The organism is Allolucifera butyrica (assembly GCF_900476375.1).
GTDB lineage: Bacteria > Bacillota > Negativicutes > Sporomusales > UPPP01 > Lucifera > Lucifera butyrica.
Window position 1 is genome coordinate 22,369 of record NZ_UPPP01000134.1, and the last position, 19,633, is coordinate 42,001.

The 19,633-nt window shown below is 51.2% G+C and carries 22 protein-coding genes; 18 read left to right on the top strand and 4 right to left on the bottom strand.

The window, feature by feature from the left end; genetic code table 11:
* Positions 1-11: 11 nt before the first annotated feature.
* Positions 12-767, bottom strand: coding sequence for a GNAT family N-acetyltransferase (locus LUCIF_RS25190; RefSeq protein ID WP_122630652.1), 756 nt, complete (start codon positions 765-767; stop codon positions 12-14).
* Positions 768-810: 43 nt separating this feature from the next.
* On the bottom strand, positions 811-987 hold the full coding sequence (locus tag LUCIF_RS26340) for a hypothetical protein (protein WP_165866171.1): 177 nt from the start codon (positions 985-987) through the stop codon (positions 811-813).
* 47 nt (positions 988-1,034) lie between these two features.
* Here LUCIF_RS26340 and LUCIF_RS25195 point away from each other — a divergent pair, with 47 nt between their 5' ends.
* The 14 genes from LUCIF_RS25195 (at position 1,035) to pcp (ending at position 13,004) form a co-directional block, all read left to right on the top strand.
* Positions 1,035-1,868, top strand: coding sequence for a DUF6385 domain-containing protein (locus LUCIF_RS25195; RefSeq protein ID WP_122630653.1), 834 nt, complete (start codon positions 1,035-1,037; stop codon positions 1,866-1,868).
* 35 nt (positions 1,869-1,903) lie between these two features.
* Entirely contained in the window at positions 1,904-2,317 is a 414-nt protein-coding gene (locus tag LUCIF_RS25200) for a DUF6385 domain-containing protein (protein ID WP_122630654.1), read from the top strand.
* A 92-nt stretch (positions 2,318-2,409) separates the two neighbouring features.
* Positions 2,410-3,309, top strand: a complete 900-nt coding sequence (locus tag LUCIF_RS25205) for a LysR family transcriptional regulator (RefSeq protein ID WP_207858458.1) — start codon at positions 2,410-2,412, stop codon at positions 3,307-3,309.
* A gap of 18 nt (positions 3,310-3,327) precedes the next feature.
* A complete protein-coding gene (gene pxpB / locus LUCIF_RS25210; protein WP_122630656.1) occupies positions 3,328-4,086 on the top strand; it encodes a 5-oxoprolinase subunit PxpB in 759 nt (252 codons plus the stop codon).
* The gene (locus tag LUCIF_RS25215; RefSeq protein ID WP_122630657.1) at positions 4,083-5,072 is read left to right on the top strand and encodes a 5-oxoprolinase subunit C family protein; all 990 of its coding nucleotides are present in this window, start codon (positions 4,083-4,085) and stop codon (positions 5,070-5,072) included. The genes pxpB (LUCIF_RS25210) and LUCIF_RS25215 overlap by 4 nt, the downstream gene beginning before the upstream one ends.
* A 185-nt stretch (positions 5,073-5,257) precedes the next feature.
* Positions 5,258-6,022 carry a 5-oxoprolinase subunit PpxA gene (pxpA, locus tag LUCIF_RS25220; protein ID WP_122630754.1) on the top strand — a complete coding sequence of 255 codons (765 nt, stop codon included), beginning with the start codon at positions 5,258-5,260 and terminating at the stop codon, positions 6,020-6,022.
* A 43-nt stretch (positions 6,023-6,065) separates the two neighbouring features.
* On the top strand, positions 6,066-6,827 hold the full coding sequence (gene pxpB, locus LUCIF_RS25225) for a 5-oxoprolinase subunit PxpB (RefSeq protein ID WP_279386992.1): 762 nt from the start codon (positions 6,066-6,068) through the stop codon (positions 6,825-6,827).
* Positions 6,824-7,834: a 5-oxoprolinase subunit C family protein gene (locus tag LUCIF_RS25230; RefSeq protein ID WP_122630658.1), complete on the top strand. Its 1,011-nt coding sequence runs from the start codon at positions 6,824-6,826 to the stop codon at positions 7,832-7,834. Before pxpB (LUCIF_RS25225) ends, LUCIF_RS25230 begins: the two co-directional genes overlap by 4 nt.
* 39 nt (positions 7,835-7,873) lie before the next feature.
* Entirely contained in the window at positions 7,874-8,377 is a 504-nt protein-coding gene (gene accB, locus LUCIF_RS25235; protein WP_122630659.1) for an acetyl-CoA carboxylase biotin carboxyl carrier protein, read from the top strand.
* Between the two features lie 41 nt (positions 8,378-8,418).
* Complete coding sequence (locus LUCIF_RS25240) at positions 8,419-9,129, top strand: DUF969 domain-containing protein (protein WP_122630660.1); 711 nt, start codon at positions 8,419-8,421, stop codon at positions 9,127-9,129.
* Positions 9,119-10,072 carry a DUF979 domain-containing protein gene (locus LUCIF_RS25245; protein ID WP_122630661.1) on the top strand — a complete coding sequence of 318 codons (954 nt, stop codon included), beginning with the start codon at positions 9,119-9,121 and terminating at the stop codon, positions 10,070-10,072. Before LUCIF_RS25240 ends, LUCIF_RS25245 begins: the two co-directional genes overlap by 11 nt.
* 10 nt (positions 10,073-10,082) lie before the next feature.
* On the top strand, positions 10,083-11,423 hold the full coding sequence (gene accC / locus LUCIF_RS25250; RefSeq protein WP_122630662.1) for an acetyl-CoA carboxylase biotin carboxylase subunit: 1,341 nt from the start codon (positions 10,083-10,085) through the stop codon (positions 11,421-11,423).
* Positions 11,424-11,491: 68 nt separating this feature from the next.
* On the top strand, positions 11,492-12,337 hold the full coding sequence (locus tag LUCIF_RS27190; protein WP_122630663.1) for a methyl-accepting chemotaxis protein: 846 nt from the start codon (positions 11,492-11,494) through the stop codon (positions 12,335-12,337).
* A 16-nt stretch (positions 12,338-12,353) separates the two neighbouring features.
* On the top strand, positions 12,354-13,004 hold the full coding sequence (gene pcp / locus LUCIF_RS25260) for a pyroglutamyl-peptidase I (RefSeq protein WP_122630664.1): 651 nt from the start codon (positions 12,354-12,356) through the stop codon (positions 13,002-13,004).
* Here the strand turns inward: pcp and LUCIF_RS25265 are convergent, their stop codons facing one another.
* Positions 13,005-14,393, bottom strand: coding sequence for a sensor histidine kinase (locus LUCIF_RS25265; protein ID WP_207858460.1), 1,389 nt, complete (start codon positions 14,391-14,393; stop codon positions 13,005-13,007).
* A gap of 401 nt (positions 14,394-14,794) precedes the next feature.
* Between LUCIF_RS25265 and LUCIF_RS25270 the strand changes: the two genes are divergently transcribed.
* Both LUCIF_RS25270 and LUCIF_RS25275 read left to right on the top strand, forming a co-directional pair.
* Positions 14,795-15,880 (top strand): response regulator transcription factor, encoded by a 1,086-nt coding sequence (locus LUCIF_RS25270; protein ID WP_122630665.1) that lies wholly within the window; start codon positions 14,795-14,797, stop codon positions 15,878-15,880.
* Between the two features lie 195 nt (positions 15,881-16,075).
* Positions 16,076-16,267, top strand: coding sequence for a hypothetical protein (locus LUCIF_RS25275; protein WP_122630666.1), 192 nt, complete (start codon positions 16,076-16,078; stop codon positions 16,265-16,267).
* Positions 16,268-16,333: 66 nt separating this feature from the next.
* Here LUCIF_RS25275 and LUCIF_RS25280 read toward each other — a convergent pair whose 3' ends face one another.
* The gene (locus tag LUCIF_RS25280; protein ID WP_122630667.1) at positions 16,334-17,110 is read right to left on the bottom strand and encodes a polysaccharide deacetylase family protein; all 777 of its coding nucleotides are present in this window, start codon (positions 17,108-17,110) and stop codon (positions 16,334-16,336) included.
* A 163-nt stretch (positions 17,111-17,273) separates the two neighbouring features.
* Here LUCIF_RS25280 and dcuS point away from each other — a divergent pair, with 163 nt between their 5' ends.
* On the top strand, positions 17,274-18,881 hold the full coding sequence (gene dcuS, locus LUCIF_RS25285) for a DcuS/MalK family sensor histidine kinase (RefSeq protein WP_122630668.1): 1,608 nt from the start codon (positions 17,274-17,276) through the stop codon (positions 18,879-18,881).
* Positions 18,878-19,582: a response regulator gene (locus tag LUCIF_RS25290; protein ID WP_122630669.1), complete on the top strand. Its 705-nt coding sequence runs from the start codon at positions 18,878-18,880 to the stop codon at positions 19,580-19,582. Before dcuS ends, LUCIF_RS25290 begins: the two co-directional genes overlap by 4 nt.
* Positions 19,583-19,633: the final 51 nt, after the last annotated feature.

The following is a 19,633-nucleotide window of genomic DNA, read 5'->3' on the forward strand; positions in this document are numbered from 1 at the left end:
CGGCTCCGTTTTTATACCCAGGAAGGAAATTTATGGGTTTCAAAGAGGGTGAAGAAATCATAGACCGGTGGATTAAAATCCACATCCACGGACGGTTCGCTGATAAATTCGGCGCCATACTTATAATAGGCCAACATGAGGGTCGACATCTTTTTAATGATTTCGCGGTGATTAATTTGGGCCACCGAGAATTCGCCGGACTCCGGCAAAGAAAGGGGAAACTGTTTTTTTGGTTTGATCCCGAAAGCAATATTGACGGCATGATTGCCAACCAGGTATTGGGCGATATCGCCGATATTGTCTTTGGCATCCGCCGGCAGGGTGGTTAGTCCGATTAGATAGTCATGGGGATACCTTTTTAAATAGGCGCCCAAACCGGCAAAGAGCAAGCGAAATACGCTGGTATTGCGATACTGGGCATCAATGCAAGCCCGACCCAATTCAAGGATGTGCTTTCGCTGCGTACTTAGTTTGCCAAGGTCAAACCATTGTTCCGAGTAAAAGCCACTGCCTTGCGGCAGCCGGCCCCCGGGCAAAAAACGGAATGTGCCGACGCAGCGGTTTTGTTCCTCATCGCGGATCAGTAAGTGGTCACAGAATTCATCGAAAGCATCCCGGTCTTTGACGGTTTCTTCCTCGTATTCACTTTTGCCGGCGAAATTGAGTTCTTTCCAATAGACCCGGTGGCGAAGCAGGTAGAGTTGATTTTTTTCCGCCGGGGTTTCCGCCAGTTTCAAAAGGTATTTGCCTTCCCGTATTTCCATCATGATTCCTCCTCGATGATTTCCTACGTCTGGATAAAACCACCCGCTAGTAATACAAGGGATGAAAAATTAGTTCCTCTGCTTTAATCATTACATATTTCGCCCGGATTTCTATTAATTCCATATTATTTTTTAGTAAAATCTGCTGCGGACTGTCGCTTACTGAAACGGCAAAAAAAGGCCGCGTTAAGCGGTCTTTCTTTGCTTGCTGTAGCAAATCCATGATGCTGGACGTAGAATACAGTAAATCCGTTTATAGGAGGAAAGAAAATGTTTGAACGGCATCATGGCCGGGAAGTGGTGCAGCACGATCCGGCTAGATTAAGGACCCAGGTTTTTGGTATATCCGGTGGCGCGCCGGTGCCGCTCCTGGCCGACCCGGCAGGACGCCTGAACATACGTCCGCTGTCCAGCGGCACCGATAGCATTTTGGTTCAGGGAACGGTTACGGCCAACACCCGCGCCCTTACGAATACGGTCGACAGCGTTTTGGTTTACGGCAATAACGGGACGTCCAACCAGGTGATACGCACCGACGCCAGCGGCAACGTGGAAACTGTCCTGGCTAATCCCCTTACGAGTACGAGTGACAGCATTCTGATCTACGGCAATGACGGGACGACGAACCGCGTGATTCGAACGGATGCCAGCGGCAACGTGGAAACTGTCCTGGCCAATCCTCTTACGAATACGGCCGACAGCATTCTGATCTACGGCAATGACGGGACGACGAACCGGGTGATACGCACCGACGCCAGCGGCAACATTCAAACTGTGTCGTCAAAAGGCTTTGTCCAGGCTGCGGAAACGGTGACCACCTCCGATACGCTTACCGGCTCTACTCCCCGGAATATCTCGCTGTTAAATTTCCCCACCGTTTCTTTTTATGTGGGAAATACGTCGGCGACGAATTTTGCCGAGGTTTCTGTGCAGATAAGTCCGGACGGCGTAAATTGGGTTGATTTAGGCGGAACAACTGTGGCGGGGAACGGCCAGGCTGTCCTGACGCCGAGTTCCTTTTTACAATATGCCCGGGTCGCTTTTCAGTCCAGCACCCCGGGATTTCCGGCGACACTCGTCATAATTTTTCAAGCCCAGACTTAACCGGGCCCATTAAATACGACAGGAGAGTGACGGAAATGTCGAAACGACGGCATAACCGGAAACAGAACAGAGTGAGACAAGAGCAGGGGGAACCCGTATTGCCATTAACAACCTCCTTTACGGATTTCAGCCAAACCGTGACTACGACCGATACGCTTACAGGAATTGCGGCACAGAATGTATCCCTGATTGGAAAGTTTGCTTTTTTTGTGGAAAACTTAGGGAACAATAATGCGAATGTTTATTGCGAACTGAGTCCGGACAATACGCACTGGTTTATGGTAAATGGGGTGCAGTTGGAGACGGCCGCACCCAATAATAATATTATTCTGAATAATTATTACAACCAAGTCTGGCCCATGTTCGCCCATTATGCCCGGATTACCTACCAATCCTCTACGGCCGGCAATTCCACGCAACTGCTTATTTATTACCAGGCCCAATCCTGATTGACAGCACCTTACGCCAGGAGACCGTTTCTTGATCTTTGTCCGGTTTTGGGATAAGATGGGGAAAAAAGAGCGGGCTGTGATGACGGGAGGTGCTGATTCTTTTGGAAGTCCGGCAACTAAAGACCTTTATGAGTATTGTAAAACTGGGGAATTTTTCTCAGGCGGCTCAGCATCTGGGGTATACGCAATCCACGGTGACAACGCATATTCAACTGCTGGAAAAGGAACTGAGCACGGTCCTTTTTGAGCGGTTCGGGCATCAGCTTATGCTGACGGCCGACGGGGAGCGGCTTTATGATTATGCCGAGCGGATTACCAAACTGGCCGAGGATGCCAAGAATGAACTGGACCACTTCGACGTGCCGCGGGGGCCGCTCCTGATCGGCATGCCGGAGTCGTTATGCGTGTATTATTTAACGGATTTATTGAAGGAATATGCCTCTCTTTATCCCGATGTGGAGCTGAAGCTGAAATTCGGCATCAGCAGCGATTTCCGCTTTTTGCTGCGGAAGAATATGATGGATCTTGCTTTTTTTCTGGAAAAGAATCTGCATGACGCCGACCTGGTCGGCAAGTTTTTGTGGCCCGAGCCGGTTGCGTTGATCACGGCGCCGGGTCATGTCCTGGCGAAGCGGGGATGGGTGGACGTAAAGGATTTAAAGGGACAAACTCTTATTTTTACCGAATCCGGCAGCAGTTACCGGGCGGTACTGGAAGCGGCCCTGGCCAAAGCGGCTGTTCATCCCCGCACTGTTTTGGAAATCTGCCAGTTGCAAACGATTAAGCAATTTGTTATGAGCGGCATTGGCCTGACTGTGTTGCCGCTGGCCGTCGTCAAAGAAGAGCTGGCGGCGGGAAGCTTGGTGGCGCTGTCCTGGCAGGGCCCGGACCTCACGATGAATGCCTATTTGGTGTATCACAAGGAAAAATGGCTTTCCCAGGCTATTCGGGCTTTTATGAAATTAATTCAGGAACGGTTGCTGAAATAGCAGGAAGGGAGGCCGCCAATGAATGGCACTCTGAAAGACGTCAAGATGCTTATGGCCGGGGAATGCGGGCTGGTTGTCGAATTCGGCGCGGTCATTTCACCGGCTGTCAACGGGATTGTTCAGCAGCTGAACCGGTTGTTGGCGGCCCGGCCCATTGAGGGGATACTGGAAATAGTGCCGACATACCGGGCGGTGACGCTTTATTTTGACCCGTTGCAGGTGAGCCGTACGGAATTGATCCGCCTTGTCCGGCAACGGCTCGACGAGGTTAGGCCCCAGGCAGGAGAAGGCATTCCGGCCAGGATTATTCATGTTCCGGTTTACTACGGCGGCGTGCTGGGACCGGATCTGGATTTTGTTGCCCGCTATACCGGGCTGGCGGCCCGGGAAGTGGTCGCTCTGCACACATCCCGGCCTTATTTGGTTTATATGCTGGGGTTCACGCCCGGGTTTCCTTATCTGGGCGGGCTTCCGGCGGAACTGGTCGTGCCGAGGCAGGAAAAGCCACGGGCTAAAGTTCCCGCCGGGTCGGTCGGTATTGGCGGCAGTCAGACCGGGCTGTATCCCGTGGAAAGTCCGGGGGAGTGGTGGCTGATCGGCCGCACTCCCCTGAAAGTGTTTGATCCCGACCGGGTGCAGCCGTTTCTGGTTGCCGCCGGCGACTATTTGCATTTTGAGGATATCCCGGTGGAGGAGTATTTTGCCATCCGCCGCCAGGTGGCGGATGGAGCATACCGGCCGTGGATCAGTTATAAAGCGGAAGGGGAAGGCTTGTGATTACCGTCTTGCAGTCAGGTCAGTTTACAACCGTTCAGGATGAGGGCCGGTGGGGGTACCAGGCCTTCGGCATGCCCATTGCCGGTGCTATGGACCGGTATGCCTGCCGGGTTGCCAATCTTTTGGCCGGCAATCCGGTTTCGGCCGCAGTGCTGGAGATGACCGCAGAAGGGGCGGCGTTCCAGTTTGACACGGCGCAACTGGTGGCGGTGTGCGGTGCCGATATGCAGGGAACCCTAAACGGCGAAGCCATACGGAACTGGTCTTCATTCCGGGTGCCCCCCGGCGGGGAAATCCGGTTTGGGCCCGCAACCGCCGGTTGCCGGACGTATTTGGCCGTCCAGGGAGGCATTGCCGTTTCGCCGGTGCTAGGCAGCCGGTCAACGTACAGCCGGGCTAAAATCGGTGGCTATGAGGGACGGGCTTTGCTGCCGGGTGATGTTCTGGAGATTGGCCGGGAGCGGAATTTTGCCGCCCGGCCGCAGGCTCTGGACGGCCCTTATATTCCCTGTTATCCGGATTCCGTCACCTTGCGGGTGCTGCCGGGACCGCAGGATACCATGTTTGCGCCGGAGACGGTGGAAACCTTTCTGACGGGCGTGTATACGGTAACCGGCCGGGCGGACCGGGCCGGTTACCAACTGCAGGGACCGAGAATCATGGCGATGGGTAAGGCGGATATTATCTCCGACGCCGCCTGTCTGGGGGCGATTCAGATTCCGGCCGGCGGCCAGCCGTTTATTATGATGGCCGACCACCAGACTACAGGCGGTTTTGCCAAAATTGGCTATGTAATTCGGGCGGATTTGACGCGGCTGGCCCAGGCCCGGCCAGGCGATACCATCCGCTTCGCCGCCGTCACCGAGGCCGGGGCGGTGGCAGCGCTGCGGCAGAGGCGGCAATGTTATTCGGAGATTGCAACCCTGTGCCGGAAAAACAGCGAAAAGGAACCAACAGCTTCAATAAAATCGAACGGGCCTATTTAATTTTTCAAATTTACATTGGGCCGGGCCAATGATATGATGAGAAAAAAGTAAATCGGTTATTCCGGGAGCACTGGCGCTTCAGACAAAGAGATCCTTTGTTTGGAGCGCCTTTTTGCATTTTCCGGCCCCGGCTGGGACGGCCGGAAACCGGACAAACTGTGAATCACAAGGGGGGAAGAACAGACGTGAATTGGGTTGATCTGAATTGTGATCTGGGAGAAAGCTTTGGCGCTTACAAAATCGGTCTGGATGAGGAAATTCTGCGTTTTGTTACTTCGGCGAACATCGCCTGCGGCTTTCACGGGGGGGACCCGTCGGTGATGCGCCGGACAGTTGCGTTAGCGCTGGCCAATAACGTGGCCATCGGCGCGCATCCGGGCCTGCCCGATTTAATCGGTTTTGGCCGGCGAACCATGGAAATTTCGCCGCAGGAAGCCTACGATATGGTGGTTTACCAGGTGGGGGCGCTGGCCGGGTTTGTTAAGGCGGCCGGGGGAACCATGCAGCATGTGAAACCCCACGGCGCGCTCTATAATATGGCGGCCAGGCGCCGGGAACTGGCGGCGGCCATTGCCCGGGCGGTATATGAGGTAGACCCGCAGCTTATTTTATACGGCTTATCCGGCAGTGAACTGGTCCGGGAAGGGGAGCGGCTCGGTCTTCGTACCGCCCATGAAGTATTTGCCGACAGGACGTACCAGCAGGACGGGTCCCTGACGCCCCGCAGCCAGCCGGACTCTATGATTACCGTCCAGGAGCAGGCGGTTTCGCAGGTAGTCCGCATGATCAAAGAAGGCGTGGTACTGTCGCGGCAGGGCGTGGATATCCGGATTCAGGCCGATACGGTTTGTATTCACGGCGACGGTCCGCACGCGCTGGTGTTTGCCCGCCGGATCCGGGAAGTCCTGGAGAATTCGGGAGTTTCGGTTCAGGCGGCAGGACATAAATAGCGATACGAATTCATCGGTACCGTAGTCTAGCGAGGTGACAAAATTGGAGCGAATCATTGTTGGCGCTGAAACCGGCATTAGGCTGCAGCCACTGGGAGAATCGGCAATTTTAGTTGAGTTTGGGCAAGAAATCCGGCCCGAGATCCATCGCAAAGTGAAAACCTTTACTGCGTATCTTGAGCAGCATCCGTTTCCGGGAATGATCGAATATGTGGCGGCCTTTGCCAGCGTTACGGTGTATTATGATCCAATCCAGGCGAAAAGTCAGGAAATCATTCACGGCGGAGACAGCGGGCCGTCTGTCTGTCAAATGATAGCGGCCCGGCTGCAGGAAATGGTGAGCAAGCTCGATTATGCGGCGGAGGATACGCCGAGAATTGTTGAAATTCCCGTTTGCTACGGGGGAGAGATGGGGCCTGATCTTGCTTATGTGGCGGAGCATAACGGCCTGACGGCGGCGGAGGTCATTGAGATTCACTCCGGCGGTGAATATCTCGTGTATATGCTCGGGTTTGCACCAGGCTTTCCTTATTTGGGCGGTATGTCGGAACGGATTGCCACTCCCCGCCGCCAATCCCCCCGGATGTCAATTCCGGCGGGTTCGGTAGGAATTGCCGGCATGCAGACCGGGGTGTATCCAATTGCAACGCCCGGCGGCTGGCAGTTGATCGGCCGGACGCCGCTGGCGCTGTTCCGCCCCGGCACCAATCCGCCGACGTTGCTGCAAGCGGGGGACGTGATCAAATTCCGGGCTATTTCCTGCAGGGAATATGAAGACTATCTGAGGCAGGGGGAACGGTTATGAGTCTAACAGTAGTTCGTCCGGGCCTGCTTACTACGATTCAGGATTTGGGGAGAACGGGCTATCAAAAGTACGGTGTCATTGTCGGCGGCGGTATGGATTCCTATTCGCTGCGCCTGGCCAATCTTCTGGTCGGCAATGAAGAGGGAGAGGCGGCGCTGGAAATTACGCTGACGGGTCCGATGTTAAAAATAGAGGGAGATGTTCTTATGGCCATAACCGGCGGGGACCTATCTCCTACCGTCGCCGGTGAGCCGGTACCGATGGGACGGCCGGTTTACCTGAAACAGGGAACAGTTTTACAGTTTGGCGCCTGCCGGACAGGATGCCGGTCTTATCTGGCGGTTGCCGGCGGCTATACGGTGCCTGAAGTGATGGGGAGCAAAAGCACTTATTTGCGGGCCGGCATCGGGGGATTTCGAGGGCGCCCGCTGCAGCCGGGGGATATGTTGGCGACGAATCCGACGCCGGCGGCGTCCGTGCGGTTTATGAAGCGTTTAGCCGGGAAAGCACCCCACACAGCGCTGGCCGCTACTTCCTGGTATGCCGGCCGGGGACATATCCCCCTGGCTCAGCCCGCTACCGTCCGGGCTATGCGCGGCGGACAGTATGAAAACTTTACCCCGGACAGCCGGGAGCAGTTCTGGCATAGCATATTTCAGGTTACGCCCAAATCAGACCGCATGGGGTACCGCTTGACCGGGCCAGGATTACATTTGGCGGAGCCGCTGGAGATGATTTCGGAAGCGGTTTCGCTGGGGACCATTCAGGTGCCGCCGGATGGAAATCCGATTCTGCTAATGGCGGACCGGCAAACTACCGGCGGATATCCTAAGATTGCTCAGGTCGCCCTGGCGGATGTTCCGCTTGTTGCCCAGATGAAACCGGGCGGCAAAATCCGGTTTCAGGAAATCTCTTTGCTTGAGGCCGAAAGACTGTATATAAAACGGGAACATAGTATGCAAATGATCCGGACCGCAATTCGCCGGCAATGGGAATCATGTCTGTGAACAGGATGCGTTTGATTAGTGAACTGAGGAGTGGGTGCCATGTTTAAACTCGAGGAAGTAATGGCAATTATTAAAGCGATTGACCAGTCGTCGATCCGCAAATTTGCCTTAGAACAGGAGAACGCCAGGCTTGTGATTGAAAAGGACCGGCTCGAACCGTTGCAGCCTGAATTGGAATCCGGCGGCAGCAAGGACAGTTTTGTCCGGCAGGCTGGGGGCGATGATTTCAGAGCCGAGCCGGCAACAACGCCGCCGGTGGCAAATGAACCGGCCTGGGCGGAAGGAAAAAGTGGCGAAGGTTGCCTGCAGAAAATCGTTGCCCCGATGATCGGGACCTTTTATGCGGCTCCGGAACCAGGCGCCGCGCCCTTTGTAAAAGCCGGCCAGAAAGTGCAGCCCGACGCAGTGGTTTGCGTTCTGGAGGCCATGAAATTATTCAATGAAATTGAGGCTGAAGTGAGCGGTGAGATCGTCGAGGTGCTGGTACAGGATGAAGAATTTGTTGAATATGGACAGCCGCTGTTTTTGGTAAGACCAGACTGAAATTACACAACTCAAAATTATAGGAAAAGGAGCGAAACGTTATGACTCTTCTTGGTATTGTGGTAGTTATTGCCGGCTTTGCCTTACGGTTTAATCCGCTGCTCGTGGTAGTGGTTGCGGGAATTGTAACCGGTTTGGCGGGACATTTGTCAATCGTCCAGATTCTCACGATTTTTGGTAAAGCGTTTGTTACAAACCGCTATCTTCCCTTATTCATTCTTACATTACCGGTCATTGGGCTCTTGGAACGCTACGGCCTGAAGGAACAGGCCCTGGCTTTAATCAGTAAAATTGAAGCGGCGACCACCGGGCGTCTGCTGATTCTGTATCTGTTTATCCGTGAGCTTGCCTCCACTTTAGGGCTAACTGCTTTGGGCGGACATCCCCAAATGGTCCGGCCGCTGATTTCCCCTATGGCGGAAGCGGCGGCGGAAAAAAATTACGGCCCTTTGCCGGAAGGCACCCGTAATAAGATCAAGGCATTTTCCGCTTCCGCCGATAATATCGGGCTGTTCTTCGGCGAGGATATTTTCATTGCCTTTGGCGCTGTTTTGCTAATGAAAGGGTTTTTTGAACAAAACGGCATTATTTTGCAGCCGATGCAAATTGCTGTGTGGGGGATTCCCACTGCGATTGCCGCTTTTGTCATCCACGGCACCCGGCTGTTTTTACTTGACCGTATGATTCAACGGGAAGTGCAGGGCACTGCCGGCAAGGAACAGGGAAAGGAGCTGAATAAGCATGCTTATTAGTCTGAATGATGTTTATTATGTATTGGGTGCTTTTTTAGCAATGATTGCGGCACTGACGTTCCAGGACCGGGCGAATCCCAAACGGCTGCTGACGGGAACCTTCTGGGGCCTTTATGCAATTTCCTTTCTATTCGGCGATGTAATTAGCCCGGTTTACATGGGGGGCATTGCGATTTCCATGGCGGTTATTGCCGGTTTTGGCGGTGTACGGATGGGGAAATATGACGAATCGACCCAGAAAGAACGGGAGGAACATTCCCGGAAGCTGGGAAACTGGCTGTTTATGCCGGCTTTACTGATTCCGGTAATCACTGTAATCGGCACAATCGGCCTGAAAGATTTTACTTTTGCCGGTTTGCAGCTGTTGGATAAGGCCAATATCACGCTGGTCAGTTTAGGCGTCGCTTGTGTAATCGCTTTGCTGACGGCGATGGGTTTGACAAAGGAAAAGGGCCTGCAGCCCATTAAAGAATCCCGCCGATTAATCGATGCCATCGGCTGGGCCACGGTTTTGCCGCAGATGCTGGCAACGCTTGGCGCTCTGTTTGCTGCCGCGGGCGTGGGGCAAGTGGTTTCTCACCTGGTAAGCGACGCCATACCTGTGGATAACCGGTTTATGGTGGTGCTGGCCTATGCTGTGGGGATGGCTCTGTTTACCATGATTATGGGCAATGCCTTTGCCGCTTTCCCGGTTATGACCGCCGGCGTTGGACTGCCGTTGATTGTGAAATTGCATGGCGGCGATCCGGCGGTACTGGCGGCTATCGGCATGTTTTCCGGTTATTGCGGCACGCTGATGACCCCTATGGCAGCCAACTTCAATATTGTGCCGGCGGCGCTGCTGGATTTGCCGGATAAATATGATGTGATAAAGGTTCAAATTCCAACGGCGCTTATTTTGTTGACCGTGAACGTATTTTTAATGTACTTCCTGGTATATTAAGGAGTTTGCCATGTTGAAAAAAGTATTGATTGCCAACCGGGGGGAAATTGCCGTACGAATTATAAGAGCCTGCCGGGAAATGGGAATTGCAACCGTTGCCGTGTATTCAGCGGCAGACCGGCAGGCCCTGCACGTAAAACTGGCGGATGAAGCCTATTGTATCGGACCGGCTCCCGCCCGGGACAGTTATTTGAATGCCGCCGCGCTGCTGACCGCAGCGGCGGTTTCCCGGGCGGACGCGATTCATCCCGGCTACGGCTTTCTGGCGGAAAATGCCGCGTTTGCTCAGCTGTGCACCGACTGGGGCCTTGTCTTTATCGGGCCGGCGGCAGAGGCCATCCGGAGGATGGGGGCGAAAGCGGCGGCCCGGGAAACGATGAAACAGGCCGGGGTGCCGACGGTTCCCGGTACGGACGGCCTCATTGAAGAGGCGGGACAGGCAATCCGGGTGGCCGGGGAGACCGGTTATCCGGTGATTGTGAAGGCCACGGCCGGCGGTGGCGGGAAAGGCATGCGGATAGCCCGGAGCGAGACGGAATTACGAACCGCCATCCGGCAGGCCCGGCAAGAGGCGGAGACCGCCTTTGGCAACGCCGGTGTATATTTGGAAAAGTATATCGCAGAGCCCCGGCATATTGAAATCCAAATTATGGGTGACCAGCACCGGAATTTGGTATACCTGGGGGAACGGGACTGCTCCATTCAGCGACGTCATCAGAAACTGGCGGAAGAAGCGCCATCGCCCGCGCTGGACGAAAAATTGCGGCGGCAAATGGGCCGGGCTGCCGTGCTGGCCGCCCAGGCTGTACAATATCACGGTGCGGGAACGGTGGAATTTTTGCTGGATTCCACCGGCCGGTTTTACTTTATGGAGATGAATACCCGTATTCAGGTGGAACATCCGGTTACCGAACTAGTTACCGGGATTGATCTTATTAAGGAGCAAATCCGGGTGGCAGCCGGCTGTCCTCTTTCGTTCAGCCAGGAAGAGGTGAAGATCACCGGTTGGGCGCTGGAATGCCGGATCAACGCCGAAGATCCGGCCCGGAATTTTATGCCGTCGCCGGGAACGATAACGGCATATTTGCCACCGGGCGGGTTTGGGGTGAGAGTGGACAGCGCCGTTTATCCCGGTTATGAGGTTTCACCGTTTTATGATTCGATGGTGGCCAAGCTGATTGTATGGGGTAAGGACCGGCATGAGGCCATTCAGCGGATGAAACGGGCCCTGGACGAGTTTGTGATTGAAGGAATCCGGACGACCCTTCCGTTTCACCGGCGTTTGCTGGAACAGGAACCGTTTGTGCAGGGAAATTTTAATACCGGCTTTTTAGAAAATCATGACGTTTAATCGGTTATACGCCGGGGGTCTTCCCCCGGATCTTTATTGCAAATAAACCAGTTAGGAGGAAGACGAGTATGCAGCACTCGGGAGAGGAAGTTATACGGCTATTTACGGAGGTGGCTCCTTATCTTAATGAAATTTTTGTCGAGGATGTGGGGATATCCGTTATTAAAGAAGGTTTCTATACCGCCTATGTAGCGGGAAAATCCTTTGATCTGGGGGTTAAGGCCGGGGAACCTATGAAAGGGCAGGTCAGCGCGCAATGTGTCGAGACCGGCAGGCGGGTGATCCGTACCATATCCCGCAAGGAATCCGCCTTTGATATTCCCTATATTGCCTGCGCTTTTCCGGTAAAAGAAGGCGATAAGACGGTGGGTTGCGTCATTACAACCCAGACGGTTACGCATCAGGAGAAGATTAATGCCATCGCCGGGGATATGGCGGCTTCTTCGGAAGAATTCACGGCCAGCATGGAGGAATTGGCGGCCGGGGCGTGCGAGCTGGCGAAGATTAGCGGCGAGTTGAGCAATCTAAGCAATGAGGTAGCCGATACCATCCGTCAGACCGATGAAATTGTTGCGCTGATTAAGAATATATCGGACCAGACCAATCTGCTGGGGCTTAACGCCGCGATCGAATCGGCCCGGGTGGGGGAAGCGGGCCGGGGTTTCGGGGTCGTCGCGGAAGAGGTCCGGAAGCTGGCGGCGGTCAGCGCGGAATCGGTCAAGAATATTAGTAATTCCTTGAAGAAAACTCAGGAATCAATTGTCAGGATGAATGAAAAGGCGGTAAAGATCGATGCCACGGTGCAAAGCCAGGCCAATTCCATTCAGGTTATGACCCAGACTAGTCAGGGCCTGGCGGCCATGGCGGGAGAACTGTCCGGGGTTTCCGAAAATATGATGAGCGGTACAAAATAGGATTGGGAGTGAAGTAATGAAAACTCGAGTTCTTATTACCGGGTTTGAACCGTTTGACGGCGAAGCCGTCAACCCGGCGTTAGAGGCAGTCAAACAACTCAATGGCCGCATTATCGCCGGTGCCGCCGTGATAACGCGCCCGCTGCCGGTAGTGCGCTGGAAAGCCATTACTGCGCTGAAAGAGGCGATCACCCAAGTGAATCCGGACCTTATTATCGCGGTGGGGCAAGGTTTGTCTGTGACAGAGATACAGGTGGAACGCATTGCCATTAATGTCGACGACTTTCGCATTCAGGATAATGAAGGCCGGCAGCCGGTTGATGAGCCCATTGAACCGGACGGGCCGGCGGCGTATTGGTCTACGCTGCCGGTTAAAAAAATGGTCGCGGTAATGCGGGAAGGGGGGATTCCTGCCAGTGTGTCCAATACTGCCGGGACTTTTGTTTGCAACCATCTATTCTACGGCTTGATGCATCTGTTAAGTCTGGAGGGCAGCCGACGCCGCGGCGGGTTTATCCATATCCCCTATTTACCGGAACAAGCGGTCCATAAGCCGGGGCAGCCCAGTATGGGACTGGATACGGTGCTGCGCGGGCTGGAGACAGCCGTTGCCTGCGCGTTGAGCGCTACAGAGGATGGTAAGTTTACGGGCGGGACCCTATGCTAGCTATATTGTATAGGATAAATTCGCTGCGGTATTTACGTTTTGTTTTGGCATATCCTTCGGAAAACTAAAGGAGAAGGTGGCTCCGGCATCGACTTTTCCGGTTAGCCAGGCTTTTCCGTAATGCCTTTTGAGGATTTTTTGGCAAACAGCAAGACCTACTCCCGTTCCTTCGAATTCATTCACGCTATGGAGTCTCTCGAAAATCTTAAAAAGCCGGTGTGACTCGCTCATATCAAAGCCGGCACCATTATCTCTGACGGAAATAATATAATCATTTTTGTTTTCAACGGAATCCACTTCAATCAACACTTGTTTCCGTTTACTGGTGTATTTTAGAGCGTTGGAAAGAATATTGGTTACCAGGATCTTTATCATGATGGGATCTCCATAAATGACCGGAAGACGCTTTATTCTAAACACTACGTTTCTTTCCGGCTGAAGTTGAATCAATTCATCATAAACTTCCCGAAACAGAGGCTCAAGATGGATGCTTTCCATGGTTAACGGTTTTTGGGACATTCGGGAGAGTTCCAGTAAATGATCGGTAATGGTAACGACTTCCGCCGATTTATTTTGAATGTGGGTAATAATTTCTTGACCATTCCTGTCAAGCTGATCGTAATAATCCCGCACAATAAAACCGGCAAGCTGATTGATGGAGAGTAAAGGAGCCTTGAAATCATGGGCTACGGAATGACAGAAATGGTTAAGTTCCTGATTGGCCTGCTGAAGTTCAAAGTTAACTTGTTGAAGATATTCTTGACTAACCAAATCCGCTCTTGTTTTTTCAAAATACACTAACAGAATGCCACCAGCGGTAAATAAACGTAATAGTCCACAGGCGAAGCCGATTATAGTAAAAATCTCCACTTGAATATGTTCATAAAAGAAGGTAACTGCAAAGGTAAGGATGCCCCATAAAATTAAAGAACTTCCGGTAATATATTTTCCAAACAATTGTGTTTCAATATTTAAAATAATATAGCCGGTATAGATAAGGGCAATAGCAGCGAGCAAAGCGGAGGGAATCAATTTATAGACCAATGGTAATTTGTTTATTGTAGACAAAATGCTCAAGGCGGTTATAATTGTGACACAATAAAACCAGTATTTTTTTACTGGCCGGCTAGTAAAATTATGCGTACCATAAATAAGAAGAAATGATGCCACAATATAGAACGCTTGGTAGAAAAAAATGTCGAGCGCGGATTCACGCCAATTAATTAATCCATAGTCAAAGAGCAAGACTCTGATAAAAAGTATAATCCAACACAGGGTCCATATGCCCAAAAAACGTTCGCGATAAATGGCATATAAGTATGCATACATAGGAGCCGTCAAAATCGTTCCTAGCAATATTGCAAGGTTAGACATTTGAAAATAATCCACTTTACTATCTCCTCTAATAAAATTAGAAACGAAAGCATTTGAAAATTATAGAAAAATTTTACATTGCTATCAATAATTTGTCTAGTATGTCAAATTTTTTATTCCGGTAAAAAATTTTGAGCTATTAAAGAAATAGAAAGCAAATTTCTCCCGTTTAGACAAGCAAAGCATCTTTTTAGACAATGGCTATAGAAAGATCAAAGTGTACGTGGTAATTTTATAGTAAAGGCATATTCGTAAATACAGGCGATTTATTTGAATTAACTTTCATTCTTGGTGGTGCAGCCGCTAAGGGAGCATAGGACATCTGCTTTTCTGTCATTGAGGGGGCTGATTTCAACTTATTTTGGAGCAGCAAGCTATTCCTGCCCGGAACAAATGTTGAAGTGGAGGGATGCGCTTTGTATAAGGTATTGCTCGTTGATGATGATAAAGCAATGTTATGCGGGCTTAGACAATATAAGGAATGGAAATCGTGCGGCTTCCTCATTGAAGAAGAGGCATTTGACGGCAAAGATGCCTTAAAAAAACTTTCCACGAAATACTTTGACTTGATCGTTTCCGATATTAGGATGCCCGGAATGGACGGACTCCGGTTTTTAAGTGAAATAAAAGCCAGAAATTTGGACAGTTGTTTGATGTTAATGAGTACGTATAATGATTTTGAATATGCCCAACAGGGTATTCGGCTGGGTGTATTTGACTATATAGTCAAGCCTGTTAAAAACGAGGTGCTAAGTGAGTCCTTAAAAAGAATTCAGCGCTACCTGGATGAAAAAAGAGTTCAACATACTTGCCGCCTGGAAGAGAAAAAAATGATCATCGAAGATAATCTGCGATTCTATTTTCCAAAAAGCCAGGTTAAGAAGCTAGCTTGTTTATTGTTGGAAGGAAACTATGCCGTTTTGGATGAGGCAGCCAGTACTTGTTCTGAGTTATCCAGACAAACCAATTACGATCTATATAAGATGAGTCTGCTGTTAGAAGGAATCCTGCAAAATGTGTGGGAAGAAATGGGTAATATGTTTTCCTGGCTTGCTGCCTTGGAACCGTTGAATTTTGATGACCCTTTCGAGAATTGCCGGTCTTGTAACGAACTGAAACAACAGTTTATTCATTGTATAACCATCATGCTGGAAACCGTTCTTAAGTATGAGCTGCATCACTCGGACAGCTTAATAAGGAAAGCCTGCCGGTTTGCCATGATTCACGTTGAAGAAGATATTACCCTTGATTCTCTTGCCAGGGAAATATATATCAGTAAAAACTATATTGGCAAATTATTTAAACAGAAAACGGGATGCAGTTTTGCCGAGTATGTTACCAAGGTAAAAATGGAACATGCCAAATACCTTCTGGCAACAGGGGAGTATAAAAACTATGAAATAAGCGACCGGCTTGGTTATAGCAGTCCCGACTACTTTTGCCGCCTATTTAAAGGCTATACAGGACATACACCGATTGAATATAGAAAGATGGGCACATGAGGGTCCCCCTCTTTAATATAGATAACAGTCTGGATGCCCTTTTCCCGGGTATCCAGACTGTTCTTTTATGGGGCTTTTGCATTCAAAATTGAGGGGAAATCGTTCGATTTTCCTGTTCCTTTTATTAGTGGGAAAATCTAAAATTTGGAAGTAAAATATTTTAACTGAATACTCATTTCAGAAGGAGAAGCAAATATGGATGATAAGAGGATTAATATTCAGCGATTTACCCAATGGCTGGATACAATGGCCAAAGACATGGAAAAGCATGGGGATGACCTATATTTTAAAGGTGCGGCAAGATCCTATCGTCTTACCTTTGAAATCTTACAATCCGGAATATTTGATATAAAGGATAGTGAAGACAGTGAGGCTTCCCTAAAATAATCAGGCATTTTCCTGTGCCTGAGCCCAGCTCCATGGACCGAAAGACCGCTTTAAAGCGGTTTTTTCTTATTCAAGGCCGCGAAGCTGTCGTATTTTGTCCTTGAGCTGCAACTTCCACAAGTAGAGTTCAAACCGCCAGATGCCGGTTTTGGTGTTCAGCATGGGAATTCGGTGCAAAATATACGGGTTGGTATTGGCGGTATTTACGCCGGGGATGCCGGAGAAAGCGCCCAGATAGCCGGTTTCGCCGAGGAGCCGCAGGGTTGCGGCGTTAAAACCGCCAAAGGGATAGGCCAGGTAATCAATCGGCCTGGATAATGCTTTTTCCAGGGTTTTCTTGGATTCTTTCAATTCTTTTTCCTGTTCCACAGCACTCAGTTTGGACAGGTCGCGGTGGGAGACGGTATGCGAACCGATGTCGATGCCGCGAGCGAGCATGTCTTTGATTTGCGCCCAGGTCAAATAGCCCGGCTGGTCCACTTTGCCGGTAATAATGAATACGGTGGCCCGCAGACCGTATTTTTCCAAAATGGGCAGGGCGGTAGTATAATTATCGGTGTAGCCGTCGTCGAAAGTAATGAGCACCGGTTTGGCCGGCAAAGCGTCTTCATCGTTTAGTCCGGCGCTCAATTGGTCCAGCGATATGGCAGTGTAGCCGTTTTGCGCCAAATACCCCATTTGCTGTTCGAAAGTGTCGGGAGCAAGGCAAAAGAGCCCCCCTAAATGACTGATGCTGTGATATTCCAAAACAATTACGCCGTTGTTTTCCGGATAGAGCAGCCAGAAAACCGCAATGGTTGCCAGCAGTCCCAGCAGGATAATTCCTTTTTGTATTCGTTTCATTTTCGACTTTACCACCTTGACATTCTAGTTAAACGGTCCTGATTCTTAATTTTTCCCGATTCTGATAAATAATCACATCGGCTAAAGAAAAAATATTGCCGCCAGGATTGAACACGGACAAGGCGAATAAAATAATAGATACAAACGGTGGAGGAATCAGCTGTTGAAAAGAAAAAAATCAGTGATTCGTTTACAAACCAAAATCACATTGCTGGTCTGCGGGGTTGTTGCCATAGCGCTGCTGGTTACGGAAATATTTATTAACTCCATTGTTGCAACTGAGACACAGCAAAGTTTGGCCGATAAAGCACTTACCATCGCCAGAATTGTTGCCCGCTCTAATGCGGTAACCGAAGCCTTGTCCACCCGGCGGAACCCGGCTGAAATTCAGGTTATGGCCAATGATATCCGCCGCGAGACCCATGTTGAATTTATTGTTGTAATGGACATGCGGGGAATCCGCTTGTCTCATCCCGACCCGGAAGAGGTTGGACGGCATTTTGTCGGCGGCGATGAGAAAGATGTCCTGGCGGGACGGGAATATATTTCCGAGGCAACGGGGACATTGGGGCCGTCCCTGCGGGCCTTTACGCCGGTGTATTCGCCCGGCGGCCAACAGATCGGCGCCGTATCCGTAGGCATTCTGCTGGATAAGGTACAACACGTGGTAAACCGGAACCGGCTGGTTATTTATTGGGCCGTTTTTTTCGGCTTGCTGGTGGGAGTGGCCGGCGCCGTCTTATTGGCCCGGAATATTAAAAAGGCTTTATCCGGACTGGAACCGCTTGCCTTTGCCAGGTTGTTGGAAGAGCGCAGCGCCATGCTGCAGTCGGTGCGGGAAGGAATTATGGCCGTGGATGAAACAGCCCGCATCACCCTTGTTAATGAGGAAGCGCTGCGGCTGTTGAAACAGGCCGGAATTCATGGCGAGCCGGTAGGCAAAAAGGTGGAGTTCTTCGTACCCAATACCCGTTTATCCGATGTGTTAAAGACGGGACAAGCCGAGTTGGATCAGGAACAGGATTTGAACGGCATCCAGTTGTTGACCAACCGGGTTCCGGTCTGTGTGGACGGGGAAATTGTGGGGGTCATTGCGACATTCCGGGACAAGACCGAAATCAAGCAATTGGCGGAACAGCTCACGGGAGTGCGCAATTACGCCGAGGCTCTCCGGGCGCAGACCCACGAGTTTATGAATAAACTGCATGTGATTCTGGGCATGGTCCGGCTGCAGTGCTATGACCAGCTTGCCGACTACATTAACAAGACGGCTCAGCAGTATCAGACGGAAGTCGGTTATGTGGCGAGGCGGGTCAAAGATCCGGTGATAGCGGGCTTTTTGCTGGGAAAGTTGAGTTATGCCAGGGAATCCGGAGTGGATTTGGTTCTGTCCGACGATAGTTTTTTACCGGAACCGGCCGATCCGAAGCAAATTCAGGAATTGGTCACGATTGTGGGAAATCTGGTGGATAATGCGCTGGATGCGGTGGGTGCCGCCCCTGTGAAACGGATTGATGTAGCGTGCCGCTACGATGAGGGAAATTTGTTGATCGAGGTAGCCGATACGGGACCGGGAGTGGAAGAAGGACGACAGGAAGCGCTGTTTACAAAAGGGTATTCCACCAAAGCGGCGAACCGTGGCTGGGGTTTATTTCTCGTTCGCCAAAGTCTTGAACGGGCCGGCGGAACGGTTGAAGTGCAATCGAAACCCGGTGAAGGGGCCCGGTTCATCGTCGTTTTACCGTATCAAAGCAAAGGAGACAGGACATGATCAAGGTGTTGATTGTAGAAGACGACCCGATGGTGGCCGAATTTAACAAGCGATATCTGGAGCAAATTGAAGGCTTTACCTTGGTTGCCGTAGCCCGTTCGGCAGATGTGGCAATGGTGCTGTTAAAAAAACACGAAGTGGATCTTGTTTTGCTTGATATCTTTATGCCCGGTATTAATGGTCTGGAACTATTAGCCCAAATCCGGAAAACGGGTCAGGGCGTGGATGTGATGATTGTATCGGCGGCCTGCGACAGTGCTACGATTAAAACCGCTTTGCGCAATGGAGCGGTTGATTATTTAATAAAGCCTTTTGAATTTGAAAGATTGCACGCCGCTCTTGCCCAGTATCGCAACAAGGTACTGTTTATGCGCGGCCGGGATGCCTTGAGCCAGGCCGAATTAGACCGGCATGTTCTAAGCCGGGAGGAAGCGGAACAAAAGGACCTTCCCAAGGGTTTGGACCGTACTACGCTCAAGCTGGTTTGGGAGACTGTGCTGAGCGGGCAGGGAGCGCCTTTTACCACGGAAGAGATCGCGAACCGGGTAGGTATTTCCCGGGTGTCGATGCGTAAGTATCTGGGTTTTTTAAGATATATTGACCTGATAAGCCGGGAGGTTGTTTACGGGGCGGTGGGCAGGCCCGTATACAAATACCGCTGTCTAAGGCCCGAAAGCGAAGTTATCAAGCAATATTTATAAGAACCGGCCCCTGGAGCCATGCGTCTGCATGGCTCTTTGTTTTGTTTTAAT

What these genes read in the sequence shown, in the direction of transcription:
- LUCIF_RS25190 (WP_122630652.1), bottom strand. Translation starts at nt 767, where the DNA reads ATGATGGAAATACGGGAAGGCAAATACCTTTTGAAACTGGCGGAAACC.
- LUCIF_RS26340 (WP_165866171.1), bottom strand. Translation starts at nt 987, where the DNA reads ATGGATTTGCTACAGCAAGCAAAGAAAGACCGCTTAACGCGGCCTTTT.
- LUCIF_RS25195 (WP_122630653.1), top strand. Translation starts at nt 1,035, where the DNA reads ATGTTTGAACGGCATCATGGCCGGGAAGTGGTGCAGCACGATCCGGCT.
- LUCIF_RS25200 (WP_122630654.1), top strand. Translation starts at nt 1,904, where the DNA reads ATGTCGAAACGACGGCATAACCGGAAACAGAACAGAGTGAGACAAGAG.
- pxpB (WP_122630656.1), top strand. Translation starts at nt 3,328, where the DNA reads ATGAATGGCACTCTGAAAGACGTCAAGATGCTTATGGCCGGGGAATGC.
- LUCIF_RS25230 (WP_122630658.1), top strand. Translation starts at nt 6,824, where the DNA reads ATGAGTCTAACAGTAGTTCGTCCGGGCCTGCTTACTACGATTCAGGAT.
- accB (WP_122630659.1), top strand. Translation starts at nt 7,874, where the DNA reads ATGTTTAAACTCGAGGAAGTAATGGCAATTATTAAAGCGATTGACCAG.
- LUCIF_RS25240 (WP_122630660.1), top strand. Translation starts at nt 8,419, where the DNA reads ATGACTCTTCTTGGTATTGTGGTAGTTATTGCCGGCTTTGCCTTACGG.
- LUCIF_RS25245 (WP_122630661.1), top strand. Translation starts at nt 9,119, where the DNA reads ATGCTTATTAGTCTGAATGATGTTTATTATGTATTGGGTGCTTTTTTA.
- accC (WP_122630662.1), top strand. Translation starts at nt 10,083, where the DNA reads ATGTTGAAAAAAGTATTGATTGCCAACCGGGGGGAAATTGCCGTACGA.
- LUCIF_RS27190 (WP_122630663.1), top strand. Translation starts at nt 11,492, where the DNA reads ATGCAGCACTCGGGAGAGGAAGTTATACGGCTATTTACGGAGGTGGCT.
- pcp (WP_122630664.1), top strand. Translation starts at nt 12,354, where the DNA reads ATGAAAACTCGAGTTCTTATTACCGGGTTTGAACCGTTTGACGGCGAA.
- LUCIF_RS25275 (WP_122630666.1), top strand. Translation starts at nt 16,076, where the DNA reads ATGGATGATAAGAGGATTAATATTCAGCGATTTACCCAATGGCTGGAT.
- LUCIF_RS25280 (WP_122630667.1), bottom strand. Translation starts at nt 17,110, where the DNA reads ATGAAACGAATACAAAAAGGAATTATCCTGCTGGGACTGCTGGCAACC.
- LUCIF_RS25290 (WP_122630669.1), top strand. Translation starts at nt 18,878, where the DNA reads ATGATCAAGGTGTTGATTGTAGAAGACGACCCGATGGTGGCCGAATTT.